We start from the raw sequence: 22,002 nt of genomic DNA on the forward strand, positions 1-22,002 counted from the left end.
GGGACGCAAGCCTACCGACCCGACGCCGACCGGCCCTCGCCGGGGACGACGAAGGGCGGGGCGCCGTGCGCCCCGCCCTCCGCGGTGTTCGTCGGTCCGCCGTCAGGCGGCCGCGTGCGTGCCGTGCGGGCTCAGAGGAGCCCGAGCTTGCGCGCGCACGCGGGCCACTGGCCCCAGCCCGAACGGGCCTGGAGCGCCTGGGCACGCTGCGTCTGCTCGGCCGCCGAGGCCTCCGAAGGGAGGCCGGAGCCGCCCATCGCGCGCCACGTGGACAGCGAGAACTGGTACAGGCCGTAGTAGCCGTTGCCCGTGTTCGTCGCGGGGTTGCCCCCGGACTCGCACTGCGCGAGGGCCGACCAGACGCCCGCCGGGGCCGACCCGAGGTCGGCGGCCGGGGTCGGCGCCGGGGCGGACGAACCGCCCGACGACGAGCCGCCGCTCGACGACGAGGACGACGAGCGCTGCGACGCAGCGGGCTTGGGCTCCGGCTTGGGGCGCTCCTTGGTGCCCTGCACGAGGATCTTGTTCACCGGGGGCGTCGTGACGCCCTCAGAGACGAGCTCGCGGGACTCCTCGACGCCGTCGACCGTCGTGACGCGGTGCACCGTCGTGTGGACGCCCTCGGCGCCCTCCTGCTTGACGACCGGGTCGAGGTCCTTGAAGCGGTCGGCGTCCTCCTCCGTGACCGTCTCGAACGGGACGGCCTTGTCGGTGGGCACCTCCTCGACCTTGACGCGCTGCACGACGAGGGAGACGGGCGCGGCGTGCGCCGCAGCCTCGGCGTCCTCGGACGTCGCGACGGCGGCAGGCTCCTCGGTGGCTGCCGCGTCGGCGGCGGGCGCCTCCTCGGCCGGGGCCGCGGCGGCCTGGGCCGCCTCGACCTGCTCGGTCTTCTCGACGTGGACACGGTCGAGCTCGCCGAGCTGGACGCCCTGCTGGTCGAGGATCGCGTCGATCCCGATGCTCCCGTCGGGAGCGACCTTCGTCTCGCCGTCGACGACGACGTTCACGGGGCCGTCCGCGTCGAGGCGGATCGGGAGGGAGGCACGCTCGCCGGAGCGCGACGCCACGAGGCGCACGTCGCTGCCGCGCGAGGCGAGGGTCGTGAGCGCCTCGTCGGCGTCGAGCGACGTGAGCCAGACGGAGGACTGGGAGCCGTCGACCTGCACGGGCACCTCGCGCCCGTAGCGCACGACGACGTCGCCGCCGCCGCGCAGGGCCGAGTCGACGTCCGGGACGACGAGGTCACGGTCGCCCACGGCGACGTCCTGCTCGGCGAGCAGGCCCTCGACGGATCCGGCGAAGGTCGTGACGGTGGTGATCTGGCCGTCGACGTCGAGCTCGACGGTCTTGCGCGCCTGGCCGTAGGCGACGGCACCGGTCGCGAGGAGCACGACGGTGGTCGCGCCGGCGACGAGCGGCCAGCGGCGGCGACGGTGCGCGGTGGTGGTCGCGGGGCTCTGGGGGCTCTCCGCGAGGGTCTCGGTGGTGTCGGGGGTGATGTCGGCGCCCTCGGGGGCGCCGGCCGCGTCAGCGGTCCGGTGGAAGGGGTTCTTCACTCGGGTCCAGTCGTCGTGCGTCCCGGGCACGGAGGCTCGACGGCGCGTAGCACCACCCGTGGCCCACGGCGGACTGTCGTCCTCCGCGGCGGGCGCACACGTGCGACCACGGGTCTCGAGCGGCCGATCCGGCTGCCGGCGCCACCCTCGGCACCCCTTCCCCAGGGCCCGTCGACGGCGCACCGCTCGCGTCGGTCCGGGCACGTCCCGCCGGTCCGGGTGGACCGTCGGAGCACGCCGTTCACGCGCGAGCGACGATCGACCGTAACCGATCTGTTATCGAAGTCCAACCCCTGGGGGGATACGCTAGTGAGTTCTGTCCGTATTTCGCCGTGAATGTCGTGCGTCCTCCACGACTCCCGCACGCCGTCTCACGGGCCCTCCCCCTCCGCGCGCGCACGCCCGGCGCGCACGCCGCGCGCCCCGAGCCGGGCGAGGACGACCGCGAGCTCGGGCGGGTCCAGCACGGTGAGGTCCACGTCCAGGCTCAGCAGGAACCCCGCGACCTGGGCGAGCGACGTGCCGCCGGTCTCGAGCAGGCACGCGTCGGGGCCGTCGTCGGCGAGCGCGCCCGCGACCGGGGAGAGCCGCTCCGCCACGACGACCGCCGGGGCGTGCAGCCGCACCCGCACCGGCCGGGCCCACGCGGCCGAGCCGACGCCGCGCACGACGTGCGCGACGGCGTCGCCGCCCGGCACGGCGCGCGGCACGAACCGCGGGCCGCCGGGCGTGCGCAGCGCGAGCCGGTCCACGCGGAACGTGCGCCAGTCGTCCCGGTCGAGGTCGAACGCGAGCAGGTACCAGCGGCGCCCCACGTGGACGAGACGGTAGGGCTCGACGGCGCGGGACGTCGTCGAGCCGTCGTGCGCGCGGTAGTCGAGGCGCAGCCCCGTGCGCGCGGCGATCGCCGCCGCGACGTCCGCCAGCACCTGCGCCCCGACGGCCGGCCCGCCGCCGGGCGCGCTCACCACGGCGGCGCGCAGGGCGTCCGCCCGGGCCCGCAGGCGGGCGGGCAGGACCGTGTCGAGCTTGACCAGCGCGCGTGCCGCGACCTCCTCGACCCCGACGATCGACCCGGCGGCGGCGGCGCGCAGCGTGACCGCCACGACGGTCGCCTCCTCGTCGTCGAGCAGGAGCGGCGGCAGCGCCGCCCCCGAGCCCAGCCGGTACCCGCCCGCGGCCCCGGGGGCCGACCGCACCTCGTAGCCGAGGAGGCGCAGGCGCTCGACGTCGTTGCGCACCGTGCGGGTCGTCACGCCCAGGCGCTCGGCGAGCTCGGGCCCGGACCACGACGGGCGCGCCGGCAGGAGCGCCAGGAGGCGCAGGAGCCGGACCGAGGTGTCGAGCACGTCCCCATCGTGCCGCACCATGCGGAACCGCACGTTCCGCAGAGGGTCCTACGGTCGAGGTGTCGGCCCCGCCGGGGACGACGGGACGACAGCACCGGGCACCGCCCGACGACGAAGGAGACGACGATGCTGCGTGGGATGGCGACGCTGAACCTGTGGGCCGACGACCTCGAGGCCGCGTCCGCGTGGTACGCGGAGGTGCTGGGGACCGAGCCCTACTACGTGGTGCCCGGCGGGTACGTCGAGTTCCGGGTGGGCGACCGGCAGGACGAGCTGGGCATCATCGCCCGGTCGTGGTCGCCGCACCCCCAGCCGGGGACGCCGGGCGGCGCGATCGCGAGCTGGCACGTCGACGACGTGCGGGCCGCGTGCGCCCGGCTCCTGGCGCTCGGCGCGACCGAGTACGAGGGCGTCGTCGAGCGCGGGCAGGGCGAGGGCTTCGTCACCGCCTCGGTCGTGGACCCGTTCGGCAACGTCCTCGGGATCATGCAGAACCCGCACTACCTGGAGATGCTCGGGCGATGACGGGCCGGTAGCGGGGCGACAACGGGGAGCGGTCAGTACCAGCCCTTGGCCACGGAGTGGGACCACGCCGAGCACGGCGTGCCGTAGCGGCCCTCGATGTACCCGAGGCCCCACGTGATCTGCGTCGCCGGGTTGGTGCGCCAGTCGGAGCCGGCGCTCGCCATCTTGGAGCCGGGGAGGGCCTGCGGGATCCCGTACGCGCTCGAGCTCGGGTTGTCCGCGTCGACGCGCCAGTTGCTCTCCTTGGTCCAGAGCTTGTCGAGGCACACGAACTGGTCGTCGCCCCAGCCGCGCTGCGCGGCGAGGGAGCGGCCTACGGCGCGGGCCGAGCCGGGGTCGACCGAGACCGAGACGTCCATCGTCCCGACCTTGATGACCTCGTTGCGCGGCTCCGTCGTGACCGTGCGCGTGAGGACAGTGCGCGACACCTCCGCCCCGCCGAGCGTCTGCACCGAGTAGGTCGTGACCGCCTCGCCGACGCGACCGGACTGCACGACGACGCGGTGCCCCTGCGGGAGCGTGGGGTCCTCGCGCTCCTCCGTCTCGAACGGCAGGACCTCCGTGACCGTGTCCGCGGTGGCCGCCGCGCGGCTCACGAGCACGAGCATGCCGTCCACCGCCGCGGCGTCGAGCGGCGCGGACGTGCCGTCGCCCTCGGCGAGCACGATGCCCGCGGTCGCGAGGACCCCGCGCACCGTGGGCTCGGCCGTCGTGATGGGCATGACCGCGCCGTCCACCGCGACGTGGACCGTCTTGAGCGTGGAGACCCGGATCGGCTCGCGCCCGAGGGCCTGCGTGCGCGACACCTCGGTCACGGCACCCTCGGCACGCGGGCCGAGGTACGTGAGCAGCTCGCCCACGGTGCGGGCCGTCGTCGGGATCGTCTGCACCTGGCCGTCGATCTCGACGGTGACGTCGTGGCTCGTGCGCACGACGATCGTGCCGCCGTCGCGCGCCGGGTCGGCGAGCGCCGGTTCGACGAGGTCCTGCTCACCGACCGCGACGCCCTGGTAGTCGAGCACCGCGGCGACCGTGCGCCCGTACGCGGAGACCTGGTGCAGCTCGCCGTCGACGTCGAGCGTGACGTCCTTGTGGAGCGTGGCGAACGCGCCGGTGACCCCGACGAGGCTCGCGACGACGAGGCCCTGGGCCGCGAGGCGCTGCACGCGCCGCCGACCGGTTCCGTCAGGTGCGAGCACGCGGGCGGTCCCTTCTGCGGGAGGACGCCCGTCGGCGAGCGCCGAGGGCGAGGTGCGGGACGTCGTCGGCGCGGGGCGCACGACGCACGGACCCGACCGTAGCCGAAACGTGACCTGGGGCGAAACCTCGCAGCCCTCGCGCACCGGACGCGGTCCGCCCGCCCGGACGCGTCGTCGTCACCAGGGTCCGTAGACCGCGACGGAGGTCGCGGCCAGGCGCTCGCACACGTCCGCGAGCGGTCGGTCCACGACCTCGGCGACGGTACGGACCGTCGTCGGCAGGACGTACGGAGCGTTGGGACGCCCGCGGTACGGGTGCGGCGTGAGGTACGGGGCGTCCGTCTCGACGAGGACCTGCGCGAGCGGGACGGCGCGCAGCGCCGCCCGCAGCTCGTCGTTCGCGCGGAACGTCACCGGACCCGCGAAGGACAGGTACCAGCCCTGCTCCGCGCAGAACCGGGCCATCGCGGCGTCTCCCGAGTAGCAGTGGAAGACCGTCCGCTCCGGGGCGCCGTCGCGCGCCAGGACGTCGAGCACCTGCGCGTGGGCGTCGCGGTCGTGGATCTGGAGCGCGAGGCCGAGCTCCTTCGCGAGCGCGACGTGCGCGCGGAACGCCTCGCGCTGGACGGCCTCCCCCCGGGGGCCGGTCCGGAACAGGTCCATCCCGGTCTCGCCGATCGCGCGCACGCGGTCGTTCGCGCGGGCGATCGCCGCAATCTCCGCGACCGCGACGTCGAGCGGCACGTCGTGGTGCGGCCGCGGGTCGGGCTCGAGCCCGTCCGGGCCGACCTCCCGCACCCCACCGTGCAGCACGGCCTCGTTCGGATGGATCGCCACGGCCCCGAGCACCTTCCCCACCCCGGGGCCGAGCACGGGGTTGTCGCCCGTCACGGCCGCCGGGCGGGCAGCAACCCCATGCTCGGCAGACGCCGGTTCCCTCAGGAGGGCGTCGGTCCACCGCGCCGCCGGCAGGTCGCAGCCGACCTGCACGAGCCGGTCCACGCCGACGGCCGCCGCCCGGGCCAGGTGGTCCGCGACGGTCGGGGCAGGGGTGCCCTCGGGGAGGACGTGGGCGATCGAGTCGAGGTGCGTGTGGTTGTCCACCACCGGGACCGGCAGCGGCTCCGGGTCCGGCGGCCAGTCGCGCTCGCGCTGCTTGGCCACCGTCAGGCGTTCTCGCGCAGGCGGTCGAGCTCCTCCTCGACGATCGAGTCGTCGAGCTTGGTGAACACCGGCGTCGGCTTGCCGACCGGGGTGCCGGGCACGACGGCCTTCGGCTCCCACGTCGCCAGGCCCTCGGCGCGGTAGTCGCCCGTGATGACCGGGTAGTGGCGCGAGTCGTCGTCGAGGTCGGTCACCTCGTCGATGCGCGGCTGGGCGGCGAACGTGCCCGTGCCGCCGAACGCCTCGTGCACCTGCTGCGCCGAGTGCGGCAGGAACGGGGACAGGATCGTGTTGAGGTCGCTCACGGCCTGGGTCACGGTGTGCAGCACGGTCGCGAGCCGGTCCGGGTCGGTCTTGAGCTTCCACGGCTCGGTGTCCGACACGTACTTGTTCACCTCGCCGACCGTCTTCATGGCCTCGGCGACAGCCGCGCGCTGACGGTGCGTCGCGATGAGCTCGCCCACGCGCCCGAACGCGGTCGTCGTCGTCGCGAGGACGCCCTCGTCGATCGGCTGGCGCTGCCCCGGCTCCGGGATCGCCCCGAAGTTCTTGTGCACGAGGTTCGCCGTGCGGTTCACGAGGTTGCCCCAGCCGGCCACGAGCTCGTCGTTCGTGCGGCGCTGGAAGTCCGCCCACGTGAAGTCGACGTCCTGCGTCTCCGGCCCGGCCGACGCCACGTAGTACCGGAACGCGTCCGGCTGGTAGCGGGCCAGCATGTCGCGCACGTAGATGACGACGCCGCGCGACGACGAGAACTTCTGGCCCTCGACGTTGAGGAACTCGCTCGACACGACCTCGGTCGGGAGCTGGAGGTTCCCGTACGGGCCCGGGGCGCCGCCCTTGCTCCCCCGGCCGTCGTAGCCGAGCAGCTCGGCCGGCCAGATCTGGGAGTGGAACGTGATGTTGTCCTTGCCCATGAAGTAGTACGACCGCGCCTCCGGGTCGTTCCAGAACGCGCGCCACGCGTCCGGGTCGCCGCTGCGCCGCGCCCACTCGATCGACGCCGAGAGGTACCCGATCACCGCGTCGAACCACACGTACAGGCGCTTGCTCGAGTTCTCCTCCCACCCGGGCAGCGGGACCGGGATGCCCCAGTCGATGTCGCGCGTCATGGCGCGCGGGCGCACGTCGTCGAGCAGGTTGAGCGAGAACTTCAGGACGTTCGGGCGCCACGCGGTGCGCGTGCGCAGCCAGTCCCCCAGCGCGTCGACGAACGCGGGCAGGTCGAGGAAGAAGTGGTTCGACTCGACGAACTTCGGCGTCTCGCCGTTGATGCGGCTGTGCGGGTTGATGAGGTCGATCGCGTCGAGCTGGTTGCCGCAGTTGTCGCACTGGTCGCCGCGCGCGCCGTCGTAGCCGCAGATGGGGCACGTGCCCTCGATGTAGCGGTCGGGCAGCGTGCGGCCCGTCGACGGCGAGATCGCGCCCATGGTCGTCTGCTCGACCATGTACCCGTTCTTGTGGACCGTGCGGAACATCTCCTGCACGACGGCGTAGTGGTTGCGCGTCGTGGTCCGCGTGAACAGGTCGTACGACAGGCCGAGCTGGTGCAGGTCCTCGACGATGACCCGGTTGTACCGGTCCGCGAGCTCCTGCGGGCTCACGCCCTCCTTGTCGGCCTGGACGAGGATCGGCGTGCCGTGCTCGTCGGTGCCCGAGACCATGAGGACGTCGTGACCCGCCATCCGCATGTGCCGGCTGAAGACGTCCGACGGGACACCGAAACCTGCGACGTGGCCGATGTGGCGCGGCCCGTTGGCATACGGCCACGCCACGGCCGAGAGGATGTGGGTCATGGTGCCCGATCCTAGTCGGGCCGCGCCGCGCTCCGCGGCGTCGTCCGCCCCCCGGAGTTCGAGCGACGCCGAGAACGGGGTTGCCGACGTTCTCAGCTCCAGAACGTCGGCGACCCCGTGCTCGGCGGAGAGAAAGCGCGTGCTCAGTACCAGTTGACGGCCTGCGAGTGCGACCACGCGCCGCACGGCGAGCCGTAGGAGCCGGCGATGTAGTCGAGGCCCCAGGCGATCTGGGTCGCGGGGTTGGTGGCCCAGTCGGCGCCCTTGCTCGCCATCTTCGAGCCGGGCAGCGACTGCGGGATGCCGTAGGCGCTCGACGTCGGGTTGTCCGCCGTCGGGTTCCAGTTGGACTCCTTGGTCCACAGGCTCTCGAGGCACGTCCACTGCGAGCCGGTCCACCCGCGCTCGGCGGCCATGGCCTGCCCGATGGAGCGCGGGTCCTTCGGGCGCTCCTTCGTGCCGGTCGCGACGACCTCGTCCACGGGAGCGGTCGTCACCTCTTGCGAGAGCTGCTCGCGCGACTCCTCGACGCCGTCCACGAGGGTGACCTCGAACGTCGTCGTGGTGACGCCGTCGGCGCCCGCCTGGGTGACGGCCGACTCGTCGGTGTACCTGGCGTCGTCGGGCTGCTGCACGGTCCCGTGCGGCACGGGGGTCGTCGTCTGCTGCTGCTCGACGACGACGCGCTGCACGACGAGCGACACCGCCGGTGCGCCCGGCTCGGGCGCCTCGACGCGCTGGACGCTCACGCGGTCCAGCTCGCTGAGCTCGATGCCCTGCTGGTCGAGGATCGCGGGGATGCCGATGCTGCCGTCGGGCGCGACCTTCGTCTGCCCGTCGGCGACCACGTTCACCGGCCCGTCGGTGTCGAGGCGCAGGTCGAGCGACGCGCGCTCGCCGGACCGCGACGCGACGAGGCGGACGTCGCCGCCGCGCTCCGCGAGGGTGTCGAGCGCCTCGTCGGCGTCGAGCGCGGTGAGCCAGACGTCGGACTGCGCGCCGTCGGTCTGGACGGTGACCTTCTTGCCGAGGCGCACCACGACGTCGTCGCCGTCGCTGAGCGCGGAGCCGGGGTCGGGCGCGACCTGGTCGCGCGCGCCGACCTCGACCCCGGCGGCGTCGAGCGCGCCGCCGACGGAGCCGGCGAGCGTGCTGACGGTGGTCGTCTCGCCGTCGACGTCGATCGTCACGGTCTTGCTGGCCTCGCCGTAGGCGACGGCACCGGAGCCGACGAGCGCGACGGCGGTGGCCGCCGTGACGATCGACCAGCGCCGCCGGCGCGTCGACCGGAGGCTCCGGGCCGCGCGGGCGGACCGACGGGTGGGGTTCTCGGGGCTCTCGGCGGTCGGCACCGCCTCCGGGGTGGTCTCGGGGGTGTGCGCCATGACGTCGGCCGTCTCGGGCGCGCGGGAACGGAAGGGGTTGTGCACAGTGGTCCAAGTCGTCGGGGGCTCCCGGGCACGGGGGTCGACGGCGCGCACGCGCCTCCGGGGTGCTCCGCAGCGTGGCGGGCGCACCCGGCTCGACCGGCCGATCCGGCGTCCTGCGGCCCTCGGCGCCCTGGGCGCCCGGGAGAGGCCGCGTCCCACGGCCGGCCAATACACCTGTCCCCGGTGAGCGGCTACGCGAGACACTCGACCGTAACCGATTCGTTATCGCACACCAAACCGCCTGGTCACCCCGCGCGTCCCCGACATCGGCCCTGCGGTCTCCCGATCGGCCCTCGGGAGGTCGATCCCGGACGCCCGGGCCGATCTCGCGGCCGGGCGCCGGGCGGTCTCGGTGCTCACCTCGTCGGCGTCACCGTGACGCGCAGGAGCCGGTCGTCCCCGTCGCGCGGGTCCCCCCGACCGTCCGTGCTGCCCGTCAGCACGTAGAGCACCGCGCTCCCGTCGGCACCGGGCGGCGTCGCCGGGTCGACGAGGACCGCGCGCAGCCGGCCGCGGTCCGTGAGCACCGCCTGCGGCGCGCCGAAGGCGGCGGCGTCGGTGCCGCCGTCGGGCGACGTGAACGGCACGCGCCACAGGCGCTCCCCGCGCAGCCCGGCGAGGTACGCGCCCTCGCGGGTCACGGCGAGCCCGCTCGGCGAGGCGTCCGACGTCGGCCACGTCGCCACCGGGTCGACGAACCCGGCGGCCTCCCCGCCCGTGCCCTCGACGTCGGGCCAGCCGTAGTTCCCGCCGGGCACGACGACGTTGAGCTCGTCGAACGTGTCCTGGCCGAACTCGGACGCGAGCATCCGGCCCGTCGCGTCCCACGCGACCCCCTGGACGTTGCGGTGCCCGAGGCTCCACACCGGCGAGGCCGGGTCCGGGTTGCCGGGCGCGGGGTCGCCGTCCACCGTGACGCGCAGGATCTTGCCCGCGAGCGCGCCCGGGTCCTGCGCCGCGCCGCGCTGCTGCGCGTCCCCCGTCGTGACGTAGAGGTGGCCGTCGGGCCCGAACGCGAGCCGTCCGCCGTCGTGCGTGGACGCCGCGGGCACGCCCTCGACGACCGGCGTCAGGGCGGAGAGCTCGCGCCCCGCGAGCGTCCCCCGCAGCACCTCGTTGCCGTCCGGCGCGGTCCGGTACACGAACACCTCCCCCGCCGCGGCGCCGCCCGCCGGGCCCACCGCGACGCCGAGGAGCCCCGACTCGCCGCGCGCGACCGTGCCGTCGCGCAGGTCGTCCGCTCCGGGCCCGGTCACCGGCTCGACGTCGCCCGTCGCCGGGTCGACGACGACCAGCCGGCGCTCGTCGCGCAGCGAGACGAGCAGCGTGCCGTCCGCGAGCGCCGCGAGCCCCCACGGCGCGGGGAGACCGGTCGCGACCTCGGCGACGTCGACGCGCACCTCGGGCACGACGAGCAGGCCGTCGGCGGCCGGCGCCTGCGACGAGCCCGACGCGTCGGGCGTGCCGGGTTCGGCCGGCGCGGACGTGGCGGTCGTGGCCGACGGCGCGGGGGCGGGCGCGTCGTCCGGCGCCCCGCCCGTGCACGCGCCCGCGCCGAGCACGACGGCGAGCCCGACGGCGAGCGCGGGCACGCCGGTCCGCGCGCGCACGGCGGGACCTCGACCTGAGGCCCGGGTCCTGTGGTGGCGTCGCACCCGCCCATCGTCACCCGCAGCGGCGGGTCGTGCCGGGCGACGATCGGCAGGGGCGACGGACCTTCGGCCCGCGCCACCGGTCCTTCGGCGGCCGTCGGGGGCCGGACGACCAGGCATGCTGGAGGTGTCCCCGAGATCCGGGGACGTGGGCGAGGAGGCGTGTGCACATGTCGCGGACGTACGTGGTGACGGGATCGGCATCGGGCGTGGGGGCCTGCGTGGCCGGGTTGCTGCGCGAGCGGGGCGACCGGGTCGTCGGCGTGGACCTGCGCGACGCCGAGGTCCAGGCGGACCTCAGCACCGACGAGGGTCGCGAGCGTGCGGTCGAGGAGGTGCTCGCCGCCACGGACGGCACGGTCGACGCCGTCGTCGCGTGCGCCGGGATCTCCGCACCCGTGCCGACGACGGTCGCGGTGAACTTCTTCGGCGTCACCCGGTTCCTCACGGGACTCCTGCCCGCGCTCGAGCGCTCGCAGGCGCCGCGCGTCGCCGTCGTGTCGTCGATGGCGACGCTCCAGCCCGTGTCCGAGGCGATCGTGGACGCGTGCCTCGCGGACGACGAGGAGGAGGCCCTGCGCGTCGCGGGCACGCTCGCCGAGCAGGGCCCGCAGGTCGGGTACCTCGCCTACCCGTCGTCCAAGCGCGCGCTGTCGCGCTGGGTGCGGCGCGAGTGCGTGACGCCGGCGTGGGCCGGGCGGGGCGTCCCGCTCAACGCCGTCGCCCCCGGGACCGTGCTCACGCCCATGACGGCCCAGCTCCTGTCGACCCCGGAGTCGGTCGCCATGGTCGACGCCGCGGTGCCGATGCCCCTCAACGGGCACCAGTCGCCCGAGTCGGTCGCGTCGCTCCTGCTGTGGCTGACCGACGTCGCGAACACGCACGTCACCGGGCAGACGATCTACGACGACGGCGGCGCCGACGCCGTGCTGCGCGGCGACGACGTGTGGACGGGGACGGTCCCTAGCCCAGTCGCGTGAGCCCGCGGCGCAGGCCCCGGACGGCCTGACCGATGCGGTGCTCGTTCTCGATGAGCGCGAACCGCACGAACTCGTCGCCGCCGGGGCCGAACCCGACGCCCGGGGACACCGCGACGTCGCACTCCTCGACGAGGTGCGTCGCGAACTCGATCGAGCCCATGTCGCGGTACGGCTCGGGGATGCGGGCCCACGCGAACATCGTGCCGCCGGGCTTGTGGATGTCCCAGCCGATGCGCTGCAGGCCGTCGTGCAGGGCGTCGCGTCGCGACTCGTAGACGGACGAGATCTCCCGGGGGAACTCCGTCGCCTCGTTGAGCGTGACGGTCGCGGCGATCTGGATGGGCTGGAACGTGCCGTAGTCGAGGTAGCTCTTGAGCTTCGCGAGCGCCCCGACGACGTCCCGGCGCCCCACGAGGAACGCGACGCGCCAGCCCGCCATGGAGAACGACTTCGTCATCGAGTACAGCTCGACCGCGACCTCGCGCGCGCCCTCGCACTCCATGATCGACGGCGGCTCGAACCCGTCGAACGTCATGTCGGCGTACGCGAGGTCGTGCACGAGCACGACGTCCTTGTCCCGCGCCCAGTCGACGAGGCGCTGGAGGTCTTCCTTGGTCGCGACGGTGGTCGTCGGGTTGTGCGGGAACGACAGCACGACGACGCGCGGCTTGGGCCAGCCGAGCTCCCACGCCTCGATGATGCGGTCGATGTACCCCGCGGCGTCGGTCCCGTCGCCGATGGGGACCTGGCGCGCGTCGGCGCCCGCGAAGTAGGGGCCCCAGATGTGGATCGGGTAGCTCGGGGTGGGGACGAGCGCGACGTCGCCCGGCTGCAGCAGCACCCACATGAGGTGGCTGAAGCCCTCCTTGGCGCCGATGGTCGAGATGATCTCCGTGTCCGGGTCGAGGCTCACGCCGAACCGGCGCTGGTACAGCCCGGCGACGGCCTCGCGGAGCTTCGGGATGCCGCGCGACGCGGAGTAGCGGTGGTTGCGCGAGTTCTGCGCGGCCTCGGCGAGCTTGTCGACCGCGACCTGCGGGCTCGGCAGGTCCGGGTTGCCGAAGCCGAGGTCCACGACGTCGCGCCCCGCTCGGCGTGCCTCGATCTTGAGCCCGTCGATGATCGTGAAGACGTAGGGCGGCAGACCGGGGATCCGGCGGAACTCCATCGCAGTGCTCCAGCTCTGTGCGGCGCTCCCGGGCGCGGGGGTGCGCACGGGTCGCGGGTCTCGCAGGGTACGCCTGCCGCCCGACGGCGCGACACCGCGTCTCGCGACCGGCTCACCGGCCGCGGGTCAGCCCGACCAGCCGAGGTTGCGCGCCATGCGCTCGAGCGTCGCGACCGTCCGCGCGTACTCCTCGCGGCTCACGCCCTGCGCGACGCGCTCGCGCGCGACCGACACCGCGTCGAGCAGGTCGTGGTACGCGTGGTTGCCCGCGACCGTCACGGACAGACCCTGGTCGCCGCGCGCGACCCAGCCGCGGCGCACGAGGTCGTCGATCTCCGCCGTCACGGCGCTCGCGCCGCCCGCCGCGGCCCCCGTGAAGGGTGACAGCACGCCGTCGACGCTCGTCTCCTCGCTCACGCCGTCGCGGATGGTGTTGAGCACCTGCCAGTGCCGGCGCGTGAGGCCCGAGTGCTGGAAGACGCCGTCGAGGTTCTCGTCGATGAGCCGGTCCACGAGCTTGAGCCAGTACCCGATGGGGCGTCCGGCGTCCGCGCCGGAGGGGGTCGTGGGCGGTGTCTGGTCCTCGGTCATGGGCTGCCTCCCGGTCGGATCACGGCTGGCCCCACTCTCGCACCCGCGCTCCCCCGGTGCCCGCCGGGGGTGGCAGAGTGGGCGCATGACCGAGAGCACCCCCGCGCCGCGCCGCGCGCTGATCGTCGTCGACGTCCAGCCCACGTTCTGCGAGGGCGGCGAGCTGGGCGTCGAGGGCGGGAACGCCGTCGCCGAGCGCATCGCCGAGCACGCGCGCGACCACCGCGACGCGTACGACCTCGTCGTGACCACCCAGGACTGGCACGTCGACCCGGGCCAGCACTGGAGCCCCGACCCGGACTTCGTCGACACCTGGCCGCCGCACGGGATCGCGGGCACCCCGAACGCCGAGCTGCACCCGGCGCTCGCCGACCTGGCGCCCGACGCCGGGGTGAAGAAGGGCGAGTACCAGGCCGCCTACTCGGGCTTCGAGGGCGTCGACGTCGCGGGCCGCCCGCTCGCGGACCTGCTGCGCGACGCCGGGATCGAGGCGGTCGACGTCGTCGGCATCGCCGAGTCCCACTGCGTGCGCGCGACCGCGCTCGACGCGCACGCGCTCGGCCTCGCGACGCGGGTCCTCACCGACCTCACCGTGCCGGTCACGCCCGAGCTCGGTGCCGCCGCGCGCGAGGAGCTCGCCGCGGCGGGCGTCGCGCTCGTGCCGAGCGACGCCGTCGGGCGCTGAGCACCGCGGGCGCGGGCCCGGCCACCCTGCGGGGCGCCCGGCCCGCGCTCACCCGCGGCGTGCGTCGAGCGCCGCGGCGTACAGGTCGCGCTTGGGCACCCCGGCGCCCTGGGCGACGTCCGCGACCACGTCCTTGAGCCGCTCCCCGCCGTCGACACGCGCCAGGACGGCGGGGACGAGCTCCGCGAGCGGCACGGGCCCGCGCGGCGGCGCCCCGCCGACCACCACGCAGATCTCCCCGCGCAGCTGCTCCTGCCCCGCGTGCTCCGCGAGCTCGGCGAGCGGACCGCGCAGCACCTCCTCGTACGTCTTGGTCAGCTCGCGCGCGACGGCGGCCGGCCGGTCCGGGCCGAACGCGTCGGCCATCGCGACGAGCGTCTCCGCGACGCGGTGCGGCGCCTCGAAGAACACGAGCGTGCGCGGCTCGTCGACGAGCGCCGCGAGCGCGCGTGACCGGTCCCCCGCCTTGCGGGGCAGGAAGCCCTCGAAGCAGAACCGGTCCGTCGGGAGCCCCGAGAGCGCGAGAGCGGTGAGGACCGCGCTCGGGCCGGGCGCCGTCGTCACGGGGAGACCGCGCTCGACCGCGCGGCCCACGACGCGGAAGCCCGGGTCGGACACGCTCGGCATCCCCGCGTCCGACACGACGAGCACCGTGCCGCCGCCGTCGACGACGTCGAGCAGGTCGTCGGCGCGCTCCGCCTCGTTGTGCTCGTGGAAGCTCACGACCCGCCCGCCCACCTGGACGCCGAGGCGACCCGCGAGCGCGTGCAGGCGGCGCGTGTCCTCCGCCGCGACGACGTCGGCCTCCGCGAGCAGACGGCGCAGGCGCGGGCTCGCGTCCTCCGCGTTCCCGATGGGCGTGCCGCCGAGGACGAGGTGCCCGGCCTCCCGCCGGGTCGTGGGCGCGTCGGGGCCGGGCACGTCGGTCGAGGAGGACATGGCTCCCAGGGTTGCACACGTGCGCGGCCCTACGATGGCCAGCGTGTCCCAGCCGCCCGCCGACGCGACCCCCGGCCCTCGTCCCCCGGCCGACGCCACCGACGCGCCGCCCGGCACGGGCGACGACGCCGAGCCTCGGCCGGTGCCCGACCTGCCGGTCGACGAGCACCCCGCGGGTCACGACGGTGCTCCGCCGTCGGCCGTGACGACGGACGACGGCCCCACGCAGAGCCACCGCGAGCGGCTCCTCCTCGCGCTGCTCGGCCCACGACGGCTCGCGCTCGGCGCGACCGCGCACGACCGGCTGTGGGGGTGGCTCGGGGTCGCGATCGTCGCCGTCGTCGCGGCGGTCCTGCGGCTGTGGAACCTCGGCCGGCCCGGAACCCTCGTGTTCGACGAGACGTACTACGTCAAGCACGCGTGGACGCTGCTCCAGGTCGGGTACGAGGCCGACTGGCCCGAGGAGCCGAACCCGGCGTTCGAGGCCGGGGACGTGAACTCGTTCCTGCCCACGGCCGACTACGTGGTCCACCCGCCGCTCGGCAAGTGGATGATCGCGCTCGGCATGAAGGCGCTCGGCGGGGCCGAGAACCCGTGGTCGTGGCGGATCGCGTCCGCCGTCGTCGGGGTGGTCGCCGTCGTGCTCGTCGCGCGCATCGCGCGCCGGCTGTTCGCCTCGACGGCGATGGGCATCGTCGCGGGTGCGCTCATGGCCGTGGACGGCGAGGCGATCGTCCACTCCCGCACCGGCCTGCTCGACAACATGCTCATGCTCTGGGTGCTCGTCGCGTTCGGCTGCCTCCTGCTCGACCGCGAGCAGGCGAGGCGACGCCTCGCCGAGCGCTGCGCGGCGATCCTCGACGCGGGCGGGCGCATCGGCCGCTACGGCCCGGGGCTCGGGTGGCGGTGGTGGCGGTTCGCCGCGGCCGTCGCGCTCGGGCTCGCGTGCGGGGTCAAGTGGTCCGGCCTGTACTTCCTCGCGGTGCTCGCGGTCGTCTCCGTGCTCTGGGACGCGACGGCGCGGCGCACCGCGGGCGTCGGGCGCTGGTGGGAGGACGCGCTCGTGCGCGACGCGATCCCGGCCGCGCTCGTCATGCTCCCCACCGCCGCGCTCACGTACGTCGCGACGTGGACGTCGTGGTTCCGGTCCCCCGGCGCGTACATGCGCCAGTGGGCCGTCGACCACCCCGGGGAGGGCGTCGGATGGCTGCCCCCGGCGCTGCGCTCGCTGTGGGAGTACCACCTGAAGATGTGGGACTTCCACACGGGGCTCACGTCCGAGCACACGTACGAGGCGCACCCGCTCGGCTGGATCCTCCAGTGGCGGCCCACGTCCTTCTACTGGCGCTCGTACGAGGCCGGCGAGGCGGGCTGCGAGGTCGAGCGGTGCGCGCGGGCGATCACGTCGCTCGGCAACCCCGTCCTGTGGTGGACGGCGGCGCTCGCGATCCTCGTCGCGCTCTACGCGCTCGTCCGGCTCAAGGACTGGCGCGCGCTCGCCGTGCTCAGCGGGCTCGTCGCCGGCTGGGCGCCGTGGTTCCTCTACGCCGAGCGGACGATCTTCACGTTCTACTCGATCGTGTTCCTGCCGTGGGTCGTGCTCACGCTCGTCTACGCGATCACGCTCGCGCTCGAGCGCACGGAGGGCCGGGCCGTCGCCCGGGCCCGCGTGCGCGTCGGGATCACGGTGCTCCTCACGACGATCGGCGCCGTGAGCGTGTTCTTCTACCCGATCTGGACGGCGTGGCAGGTGCCGTACTGGTTCTGGCGCATGCACATGTGGCTGCCCACGTGGATCTGACGCGCTGCCGGCCTCACTGGTAGCTGACGAAGTCCGGGGTCGGGCTGATCCCCCACGTCCGCTCGGGCGTGAGCATGGGCGCGTCCTCGTCGTAGAAGTTCTTCCAGCCCCAGAACAGCCCCGCCGGAGCGTCCCGGTGCAGCGTGGACCACGTGGCGGCCTTCGCCTCCTGGCCGCCCTGGCCGTCGGCGTGGACGACGGTCGCGAGCTCGGGGTGCGCGGTGTCGAGGCGCGCGCGGTCGGTGATCATCGACGTCCGGAACTGGTGCAGCAGGAAGACCTTCTGCGGGAGGTCGCGCTCGCGCACGAGGCCCGCGAGGTAGTCGCCGACGGCGTTGACCTCGTCCACCCCGACGGAGCCGATCTGGGCGAGGTGCACCTGGTCGGGGCCGAGGCGCCACTCCGGGTCGAGCGCGACGCCGACGTGCGGCTGCGCCACGAGGTCTTCGTACGCGCGCACCTGCGTGAGGAAGTCGGTGCGGCCCGGCTGGAAGTCCAGCACGACGTACACCCCCGCCTCGCGCGCGGCGTCCACGTAGGGGCGCGCGAGGTCGGCGGCACGCTCGTTGGAGTAGTTGCCGTCGGAGCCCGCGGAGCCGGAGGCGACCGTCGTGATGATCTCGAGCGTCGGGACCACGGGCTCGTCCGTGAACCCCTGGTACCAGGCGGCGTGCTCCTGGGCGCGAGCGATCGTCGCGGCGACGTCCTGCTCGCCGAGCACGCCGAGCACCGGTGCCCCCGGCGACCCGTAGAGCGCCACGTAGCGCTTGCCGGGCAGGGCGAGCTGCCCGCCGCCGGGCAGCTCCGTGCCCGTCGCGGCCGCCTCGACGCGCCACGCGAGGTCGTCCGGGCTGCCGAACGACGCCCCGAGGCCGACGGTCGCCGTCGCCCCGGCCGCGGCGACCGCCTGGACGGCCTCGGACGTGGTGCGGGGGTCGCCGCCGGGGGCGTCGACCACCGTCGCGCCCGACGCGCGGGCTGTCGCGGCCGCCGGTCGGGCCGCGCTCCCGGTCGCGGGGTCCGTGAGCGCGAGGACGCCGGTCGACGTCTCGGCGGTGCCCGTCGCCGGCACGTCCTGGACCGCGAGGTCGGCGGCGCCCGCGAGCGACTCCTCGTCGACGGCCCCGTCCGGCGCGACGGCCGCCGGGTCGACGTGCACTGCGGTGACGTCGCCGAGACCGGGGACGCTCGTCCCCTCCGGCGCGACGACGACCGCCGCGGCGGCGTCGAGACGCGCCAGCTCGTCGGCGAGCGCCGCGTCGTCCCCGGCGACGAGGACCGGGGCGACGACCCGCTCGGCCAGCGCCCCGGCGACGCCGACCGCGACGGCGTCCTCGGCGACGTCGGCCGGCACGACGACCGCGACCGGCGCGGTCGTGAAGAACGTGCGGCTCGCCGCGAGGGCGAGCGCGGCGGGGTCCTCCTCGGCGAGGGTGACGACGCCCTCGGGCGCCGCGGCGCGCGCGCCGTCGGCCTCGACGGCAGGTGCCGCGGTGCTCGCGGCGGGGTCCGGGTCCCCGCCCGTGCACGCGGCGAGCGCGGTCGCCAGGGTGAGCGTGGCGGCGAGCGCGACCGCACGACGGCGGGCGCCGCGCCGACCCGTGCGGGTACCGGGACGCGCGGTGGAGGAGGGAGATCCGGTCGGGTCGTCGTGGCGGGAGGCGGACAGGGTCACGAAGGCCATCGATCGATGGTCCGTCAGCGGTCACCCGCCTCGCGACCGCTGGCGGGGTTTTCCCCGGTGACGTCCGCCACCCCGCGGGCGTCGCCCGCCTGCGTCACCAGTCGACCTGCTCCGAGGGGTGGAACGCGGTGCCGGTGCGTCGCCACGCGTGCGCCTCGCGCGCGACGCGGCGGCGGTAGTCGTCCCAGTCCTTGCGGTCGGGGGCCGTCCACGCGACCTCCGCGACGGCGGTCAGGCGCGGCAGGAGCATCGTGAACAGCGCGTCGAGCGTGGGGATGCGCTCCGTCCAGACCGCGGCCTCCACGCCCTCGATCGCGTCGGCCGGCATCCCCGGGACCGCCTGCTCGGGCTCCCAGTCGTACGCGTCGCGCACCTCGACGAGCCCCGCCCAGTCCTGGCCGAGCGGGAAGTCGGCCGTGTACTTCATGTCCAGGTAGACGCGGTTCGCGGGCGACATGATGACGCGCGCTCCCGCCGTGGCGGCGTCGACGAGGTACGTGAGGTCCATGGGGTGGGTGTCCCAGTACTGCACGAGCGTGCCCGGACGCAGCGGTGCCTTCGCCGCCTCCTGCCACGCGACGGGCTTCTTGCCCGCCTCGAGGATCAGCCGCTCGCACAGCTCGACGAACCGCGCGTACTCGGCAGGCTCCATCTTCAGCACCTCGTCACCGCCGAGGTGCACGTGCTCGCCGTCGGTCGCGTGCGCGAGGTCCGTGAAGACGTCGCGCAGGAAGGGCTCGGTGGCCGGGAGGTCGAACGTCAGGCGCGAGAAGCCCACCTCGATGCCGGAGTAGGCGTCCGTGGGGACGCCGTCGGGCATGAGGTCGCCGTACACGTGGGTCGCCGCGTTGATGTGGCCCGGCACGTCGATCTCCGGCACGACACGCACGAAGCGCTCGGCGGCGTGGTCCTGCAGGGCGCGGAAGTCGGAGAGCGAGAGGTGGCCGCCCGTCCCCCCGGACGTGTCGCCGCCCGAGGACAGCTTGGCGAGCTCGGGCCGCGACGGCGACTCGATGCGCCAGCCCTGGTCGTCCGTGAGGTGCAGGTGCAGCACGTTGAGCTTGTACGCCGCCACGACGTCGACCACGGCCCGCAGCGCGTCCAGCCCGAAGAACGTGCGCGCCACGTCCACGGAGAGGCCGCGCCAGGGGTAGCGCGGCGCGTCGTGCACGACGACGTACGGCACCCGCGCGGGCGCGCCGTCGCCCGCCGGGACGACGAGCTGGCGCAGCGTCTGCACCGCGTGGAAGAGCCCCGCCGGCCCGGGCGCCGTGGCGGTCACCCCGCCGGCGTCGACGACGAGGCTGTAGCGCTCGGGGCTCGTGGAGCCCTGCGGACCGGCCGACCCGTCGACGCGCAGCACGAGCGCGGTGCGCCCGCCGTCAGCGGCGGACGGGCCGGCGGCGGGGTCGTCGTGGGTCGCGGTGACGCCGTCGAGGCCGGAGAGGAGGCCCGCGGCGAGGTCGGCGAGCCACGGGGCGGCGCCGTCGAGCCCGACCGCGTGGACCTCCAGGGCGCCGGCGGGCACGTGGCCCTCGCCGGGCTCGACGTGCAGGGGCTGGGGGATGATCGAGACCATCAGGTACCTCGTCGTCTGGGTCTGGTCGAATCGATTCGGCTTTTGCGAGCGCCACACCCTAACCCGCCTGCGCGGGACCGACCAAGTGCCCGACCGGGCGGACCCGTCAGCGCGACGGCGCCACGTAGCGCGGGCTCGGGTCGAGCGACAGGACGCCCTCGACGTCCCGCGCCGGGTCCGCCGAACCCGTGGTCCAGCCGCCCACCACGCCCGCCGGCACGTCGTCGAGCAGCGTCCCCCACTCGCGCGCGCGGGCGCCGAAGCCCGACTGCGAGGTCGGCTGGAGCACGACGGCGGCCTCGCCCGCCCCCACGTCGAGCGCGGCGGCGTCGAGCACCGCCTCGGCGTCGGGTCGCTGCACGACGACGAGCTTCTGCGGCAGGCCCTGCGTGCGCACGACCTCCCCGACGGCGTCGATCGCGGCGCTGAGCTCCGCAGCGCCCACCGTGCCCGCGCGCGACCCCTCCCCTGCACGACGCGCGTCGACCGCGAGCGCGACGCCCACGGTCGGGCGTGCGAGCACGTCCGCGTACTCGGCGACCTGCTCGTCGAAGCTCGCTCGGCCGGGCTCCAGGCGCAGCACCACGAGCACCCCGGCGGCCGCCGCGGTGTCGACGAGCGGCACGAGCTCCTCGGCGGGGATCTCCGTCGAGTAGTCGCGGTCCGCGCCCGGGTTCGACGACGCCCGCGTGGCCGGCACCTCGAGCACCGGGACCACCACGTCCTCCGGGGCCGCCTCGGCGTACGCCGCCGCCGCCTCCTGCGCGCGCGTGACGGCCTCCGACGCCGAACGCTCCCCCACCGCCACGAGGCCCGACGTCACGGCGTCCGCCTCGACCGCGACGTACCGGACGCCGTCGGCGAGGACGAGCTGGGAACCGCTGGGGAGCAGGTCGCCCGCCTCGGCCGACCGCAGCCGCCACGCGAGGTCGTCGGCCGTGCCGAAGCCCTCGCCGATGCCGACGACCGCGAGCGCCTTCGCGGCCGAGATCGCGTCGACGACCTCCGCGGACGCCCGCGGGTCGCCCTGCGGCACCTCGAGCGGCACGGCCCCCGCGGCGCGCGCGGTCGCGATGGCCGCGGACTGCGGCCCGCCGGGCGTCGCGAGGCTCCCGGGCTCCGTGAGGGCGAGGACCTCGGTCAGCGTCTCCGGCTCGCCCCGCTCGGGCAGCGCGGAGCGGACCTCGTCGAGGTCGCGCTCGTCGAGCGTCCCGTCGGGCAGGAGCGCCCCGACCTCGAGCAGGACGCGCTCGACGCCGTCGACGTCGCCCAGGGTCGCTCGCGCGGGCTCCTCGCCCGCGTCCTCCTGGCCGGGAGGCGCCTCCGCCTCGCCCACCTCGACGACGGCGACCGTGCCGAGCCGGCTCAGCTCGGTGCGCAGCCCGCCGTCCGAGATGGCGCCGCCCACGAGGAGCACGGGCGCGGCGAGATCGACGGCGGCCGCGGCCGCGGTCGCGCGCGCGGCCTCGTCGTCGGCCGTGGCGAGCACGACGACGGGCGCGTTGGTGAAGAACGCCTGGCTGCTCGTCAGCGCGAGCTCCGCCGGCTCGGTCGAGCCGAGCACGAGGACGCCGTCGCTCGGCTCCGCAGCGCGGGCGACGAGCCCGGTCTCGCCCGAGGACGGCCCGTCGGCCTTCGCGGTCTCCGCGGCACAGCCGCCCAGTGCGACGACCGCACCGAGCGAGAGGACGACGGGGAGGGCGACAGGGACGAATCGGACCTTCCGAGTGTTCACATCCCCATCATCGCGCACCCCGCGTGCCACGCAGACCGAGGGATGTGAGGGACTCGTGATGGTCGGACCCGGCCCGCGTGACCCGCACCACCTGCGCCGGTCGCCGGACGCGCGCGGAATCACAGGGCGCGCGGCGGCCCCGACCGGCATACTGGGCAGGCCCTGA

At 75.2% G+C, this 22,002-nt stretch carries 17 protein-coding genes; 4 read left to right on the forward strand and 13 right to left on the reverse strand.

Going from position 1 to position 22,002, the window contains the following annotated elements; genetic code table 11:
• Positions 1-131 precede the first annotated feature (131 nt).
• Positions 132-1,589 (reverse strand): resuscitation-promoting factor, encoded by a 1,458-nt coding sequence (locus ABIE39_RS12910; protein WP_354052050.1) that lies wholly within the window; start codon positions 1,587-1,589, stop codon positions 132-134.
• A 341-nt stretch (positions 1,590-1,930) separates the two neighbouring features.
• Positions 1,931-2,908 (reverse strand): WYL domain-containing protein, encoded by a 978-nt coding sequence (locus ABIE39_RS12915; RefSeq protein WP_175008938.1) that lies wholly within the window; start codon positions 2,906-2,908, stop codon positions 1,931-1,933.
• A gap of 126 nt (positions 2,909-3,034) precedes the next feature.
• Between ABIE39_RS12915 and ABIE39_RS12920 the strand changes: the two genes are divergently transcribed.
• Positions 3,035-3,433 carry a VOC family protein gene (locus tag ABIE39_RS12920; protein WP_354052052.1) on the forward strand — a complete coding sequence of 133 codons (399 nt, stop codon included), beginning with the start codon at positions 3,035-3,037 and terminating at the stop codon, positions 3,431-3,433.
• 32 nt (positions 3,434-3,465) lie between these two features.
• On the opposite strand, the gene ABIE39_RS12925 is transcribed toward ABIE39_RS12920, so the two are convergent.
• The 5 genes from ABIE39_RS12925 to ABIE39_RS12945 all read right to left on the reverse strand — a co-directional run bounded on the left by ABIE39_RS12925 (position 3,466) and on the right by ABIE39_RS12945 (position 10,632).
• Entirely contained in the window at positions 3,466-4,632 is a 1,167-nt protein-coding gene (locus tag ABIE39_RS12925) for a resuscitation-promoting factor (protein WP_031316670.1), read from the reverse strand.
• 177 nt (positions 4,633-4,809) lie between these two features.
• Positions 4,810-5,796: a TatD family hydrolase gene (locus tag ABIE39_RS12930; protein WP_354052054.1), complete on the reverse strand. Its 987-nt coding sequence runs from the start codon at positions 5,794-5,796 to the stop codon at positions 4,810-4,812.
• A 2-nt stretch (positions 5,797-5,798) separates the two neighbouring features.
• On the reverse strand, positions 5,799-7,592 hold the full coding sequence (gene metG / locus ABIE39_RS12935) for a methionine--tRNA ligase (RefSeq protein WP_175008940.1): 1,794 nt from the start codon (positions 7,590-7,592) through the stop codon (positions 5,799-5,801).
• A gap of 143 nt (positions 7,593-7,735) precedes the next feature.
• Complete coding sequence (locus ABIE39_RS12940) at positions 7,736-8,977, reverse strand: aggregation-promoting factor C-terminal-like domain-containing protein (protein WP_175008941.1); 1,242 nt, start codon at positions 8,975-8,977, stop codon at positions 7,736-7,738.
• Between the two features lie 401 nt (positions 8,978-9,378).
• Positions 9,379-10,632 carry a PQQ-dependent sugar dehydrogenase gene (locus ABIE39_RS12945; protein ID WP_354052057.1) on the reverse strand — a complete coding sequence of 418 codons (1,254 nt, stop codon included), beginning with the start codon at positions 10,630-10,632 and terminating at the stop codon, positions 9,379-9,381.
• 212 nt (positions 10,633-10,844) lie between these two features.
• Here ABIE39_RS12945 and ABIE39_RS12950 point away from each other — a divergent pair, with 212 nt between their 5' ends.
• The gene (locus tag ABIE39_RS12950; protein WP_114553889.1) at positions 10,845-11,654 is read left to right on the forward strand and encodes an SDR family oxidoreductase; all 810 of its coding nucleotides are present in this window, start codon (positions 10,845-10,847) and stop codon (positions 11,652-11,654) included.
• Here ABIE39_RS12950 and ABIE39_RS12955 read toward each other — a convergent pair.
• Both ABIE39_RS12955 and ABIE39_RS12960 read right to left on the reverse strand, forming a co-directional pair.
• The gene (locus tag ABIE39_RS12955; protein WP_114553888.1) at positions 11,638-12,822 is read right to left on the reverse strand and encodes an aminotransferase class I/II-fold pyridoxal phosphate-dependent enzyme; all 1,185 of its coding nucleotides are present in this window, start codon (positions 12,820-12,822) and stop codon (positions 11,638-11,640) included. The genes ABIE39_RS12950 and ABIE39_RS12955 overlap by 17 nt on opposite strands.
• A 126-nt stretch (positions 12,823-12,948) precedes the next feature.
• Positions 12,949-13,413 (reverse strand): winged helix DNA-binding protein, encoded by a 465-nt coding sequence (locus ABIE39_RS12960; protein WP_114553887.1) that lies wholly within the window; start codon positions 13,411-13,413, stop codon positions 12,949-12,951.
• Between the two features lie 85 nt (positions 13,414-13,498).
• Here ABIE39_RS12960 and ABIE39_RS12965 point away from each other — a divergent pair, with 85 nt between their 5' ends.
• Positions 13,499-14,098: an isochorismatase family protein gene (locus ABIE39_RS12965; RefSeq protein ID WP_114553886.1), complete on the forward strand. Its 600-nt coding sequence runs from the start codon at positions 13,499-13,501 to the stop codon at positions 14,096-14,098.
• A gap of 48 nt (positions 14,099-14,146) precedes the next feature.
• Here the strand turns inward: ABIE39_RS12965 and rsmI are convergent, their stop codons facing one another.
• The gene (gene rsmI / locus ABIE39_RS12970) at positions 14,147-15,037 is read right to left on the reverse strand and encodes a 16S rRNA (cytidine(1402)-2'-O)-methyltransferase (protein ID WP_114553854.1); all 891 of its coding nucleotides are present in this window, start codon (positions 15,035-15,037) and stop codon (positions 14,147-14,149) included.
• Positions 15,038-15,071: 34 nt separating this feature from the next.
• On the opposite strand from rsmI, the gene ABIE39_RS12975 reads away from it, so the two are divergent.
• Positions 15,072-16,838: a phospholipid carrier-dependent glycosyltransferase gene (locus ABIE39_RS12975; protein ID WP_175008944.1), complete on the forward strand. Its 1,767-nt coding sequence runs from the start codon at positions 15,072-15,074 to the stop codon at positions 16,836-16,838.
• A 13-nt stretch (positions 16,839-16,851) separates the two neighbouring features.
• On the opposite strand, the gene ABIE39_RS12980 is transcribed toward ABIE39_RS12975, so the two are convergent.
• From ABIE39_RS12980 to ABIE39_RS12990, 3 genes are all read right to left on the reverse strand, one after another.
• Positions 16,852-18,522, reverse strand: coding sequence for a hypothetical protein (locus ABIE39_RS12980; protein WP_354052061.1), 1,671 nt, complete (start codon positions 18,520-18,522; stop codon positions 16,852-16,854).
• 94 nt (positions 18,523-18,616) lie between these two features.
• Positions 18,617-20,101 (reverse strand): beta-N-acetylhexosaminidase, encoded by a 1,485-nt coding sequence (locus ABIE39_RS12985; protein WP_354052063.1) that lies wholly within the window; start codon positions 20,099-20,101, stop codon positions 18,617-18,619.
• Between the two features lie 106 nt (positions 20,102-20,207).
• The gene (locus ABIE39_RS12990) at positions 20,208-21,836 is read right to left on the reverse strand and encodes a hypothetical protein (RefSeq protein ID WP_175008946.1); all 1,629 of its coding nucleotides are present in this window, start codon (positions 21,834-21,836) and stop codon (positions 20,208-20,210) included.
• Positions 21,837-22,002: the final 166 nt, after the last annotated feature.

Source organism: Cellulosimicrobium sp. 4261 (assembly GCF_040546915.1).
Classification (GTDB): domain Bacteria; phylum Actinomycetota; class Actinomycetes; order Actinomycetales; family Cellulomonadaceae; genus Cellulosimicrobium; species Cellulosimicrobium cinnabarinum.

Coding starts and splice junctions, on each gene's coding strand:
- ABIE39_RS12920 (WP_354052052.1), top strand. CDS start 3,035: ATGCTGCGTGGGATGGCGACGCTGAACCTGTGGGCCGACGACCTCGAG.
- metG (WP_175008940.1), bottom strand. CDS start 7,592: ATGACCCACATCCTCTCGGCCGTGGCGTGGCCGTATGCCAACGGGCCG.
- ABIE39_RS12940 (WP_175008941.1), bottom strand. CDS start 8,977: ATGGCGCACACCCCCGAGACCACCCCGGAGGCGGTGCCGACCGCCGAG.
- ABIE39_RS12950 (WP_114553889.1), top strand. CDS start 10,845: ATGTCGCGGACGTACGTGGTGACGGGATCGGCATCGGGCGTGGGGGCC.
- ABIE39_RS12955 (WP_114553888.1), bottom strand. CDS start 12,822: ATGGAGTTCCGCCGGATCCCCGGTCTGCCGCCCTACGTCTTCACGATC.
- ABIE39_RS12960 (WP_114553887.1), bottom strand. CDS start 13,413: ATGACCGAGGACCAGACACCGCCCACGACCCCCTCCGGCGCGGACGCC.
- ABIE39_RS12965 (WP_114553886.1), top strand. CDS start 13,499: ATGACCGAGAGCACCCCCGCGCCGCGCCGCGCGCTGATCGTCGTCGAC.
- rsmI (WP_114553854.1), bottom strand. CDS start 15,037: ATGTCCTCCTCGACCGACGTGCCCGGCCCCGACGCGCCCACGACCCGG.
- ABIE39_RS12975 (WP_175008944.1), top strand. CDS start 15,072: ATGGCCAGCGTGTCCCAGCCGCCCGCCGACGCGACCCCCGGCCCTCGT.
- ABIE39_RS12980 (WP_354052061.1), bottom strand. CDS start 18,522: ATGGCCTTCGTGACCCTGTCCGCCTCCCGCCACGACGACCCGACCGGA.
- ABIE39_RS12985 (WP_354052063.1), bottom strand. CDS start 20,101: ATGGTCTCGATCATCCCCCAGCCCCTGCACGTCGAGCCCGGCGAGGGC.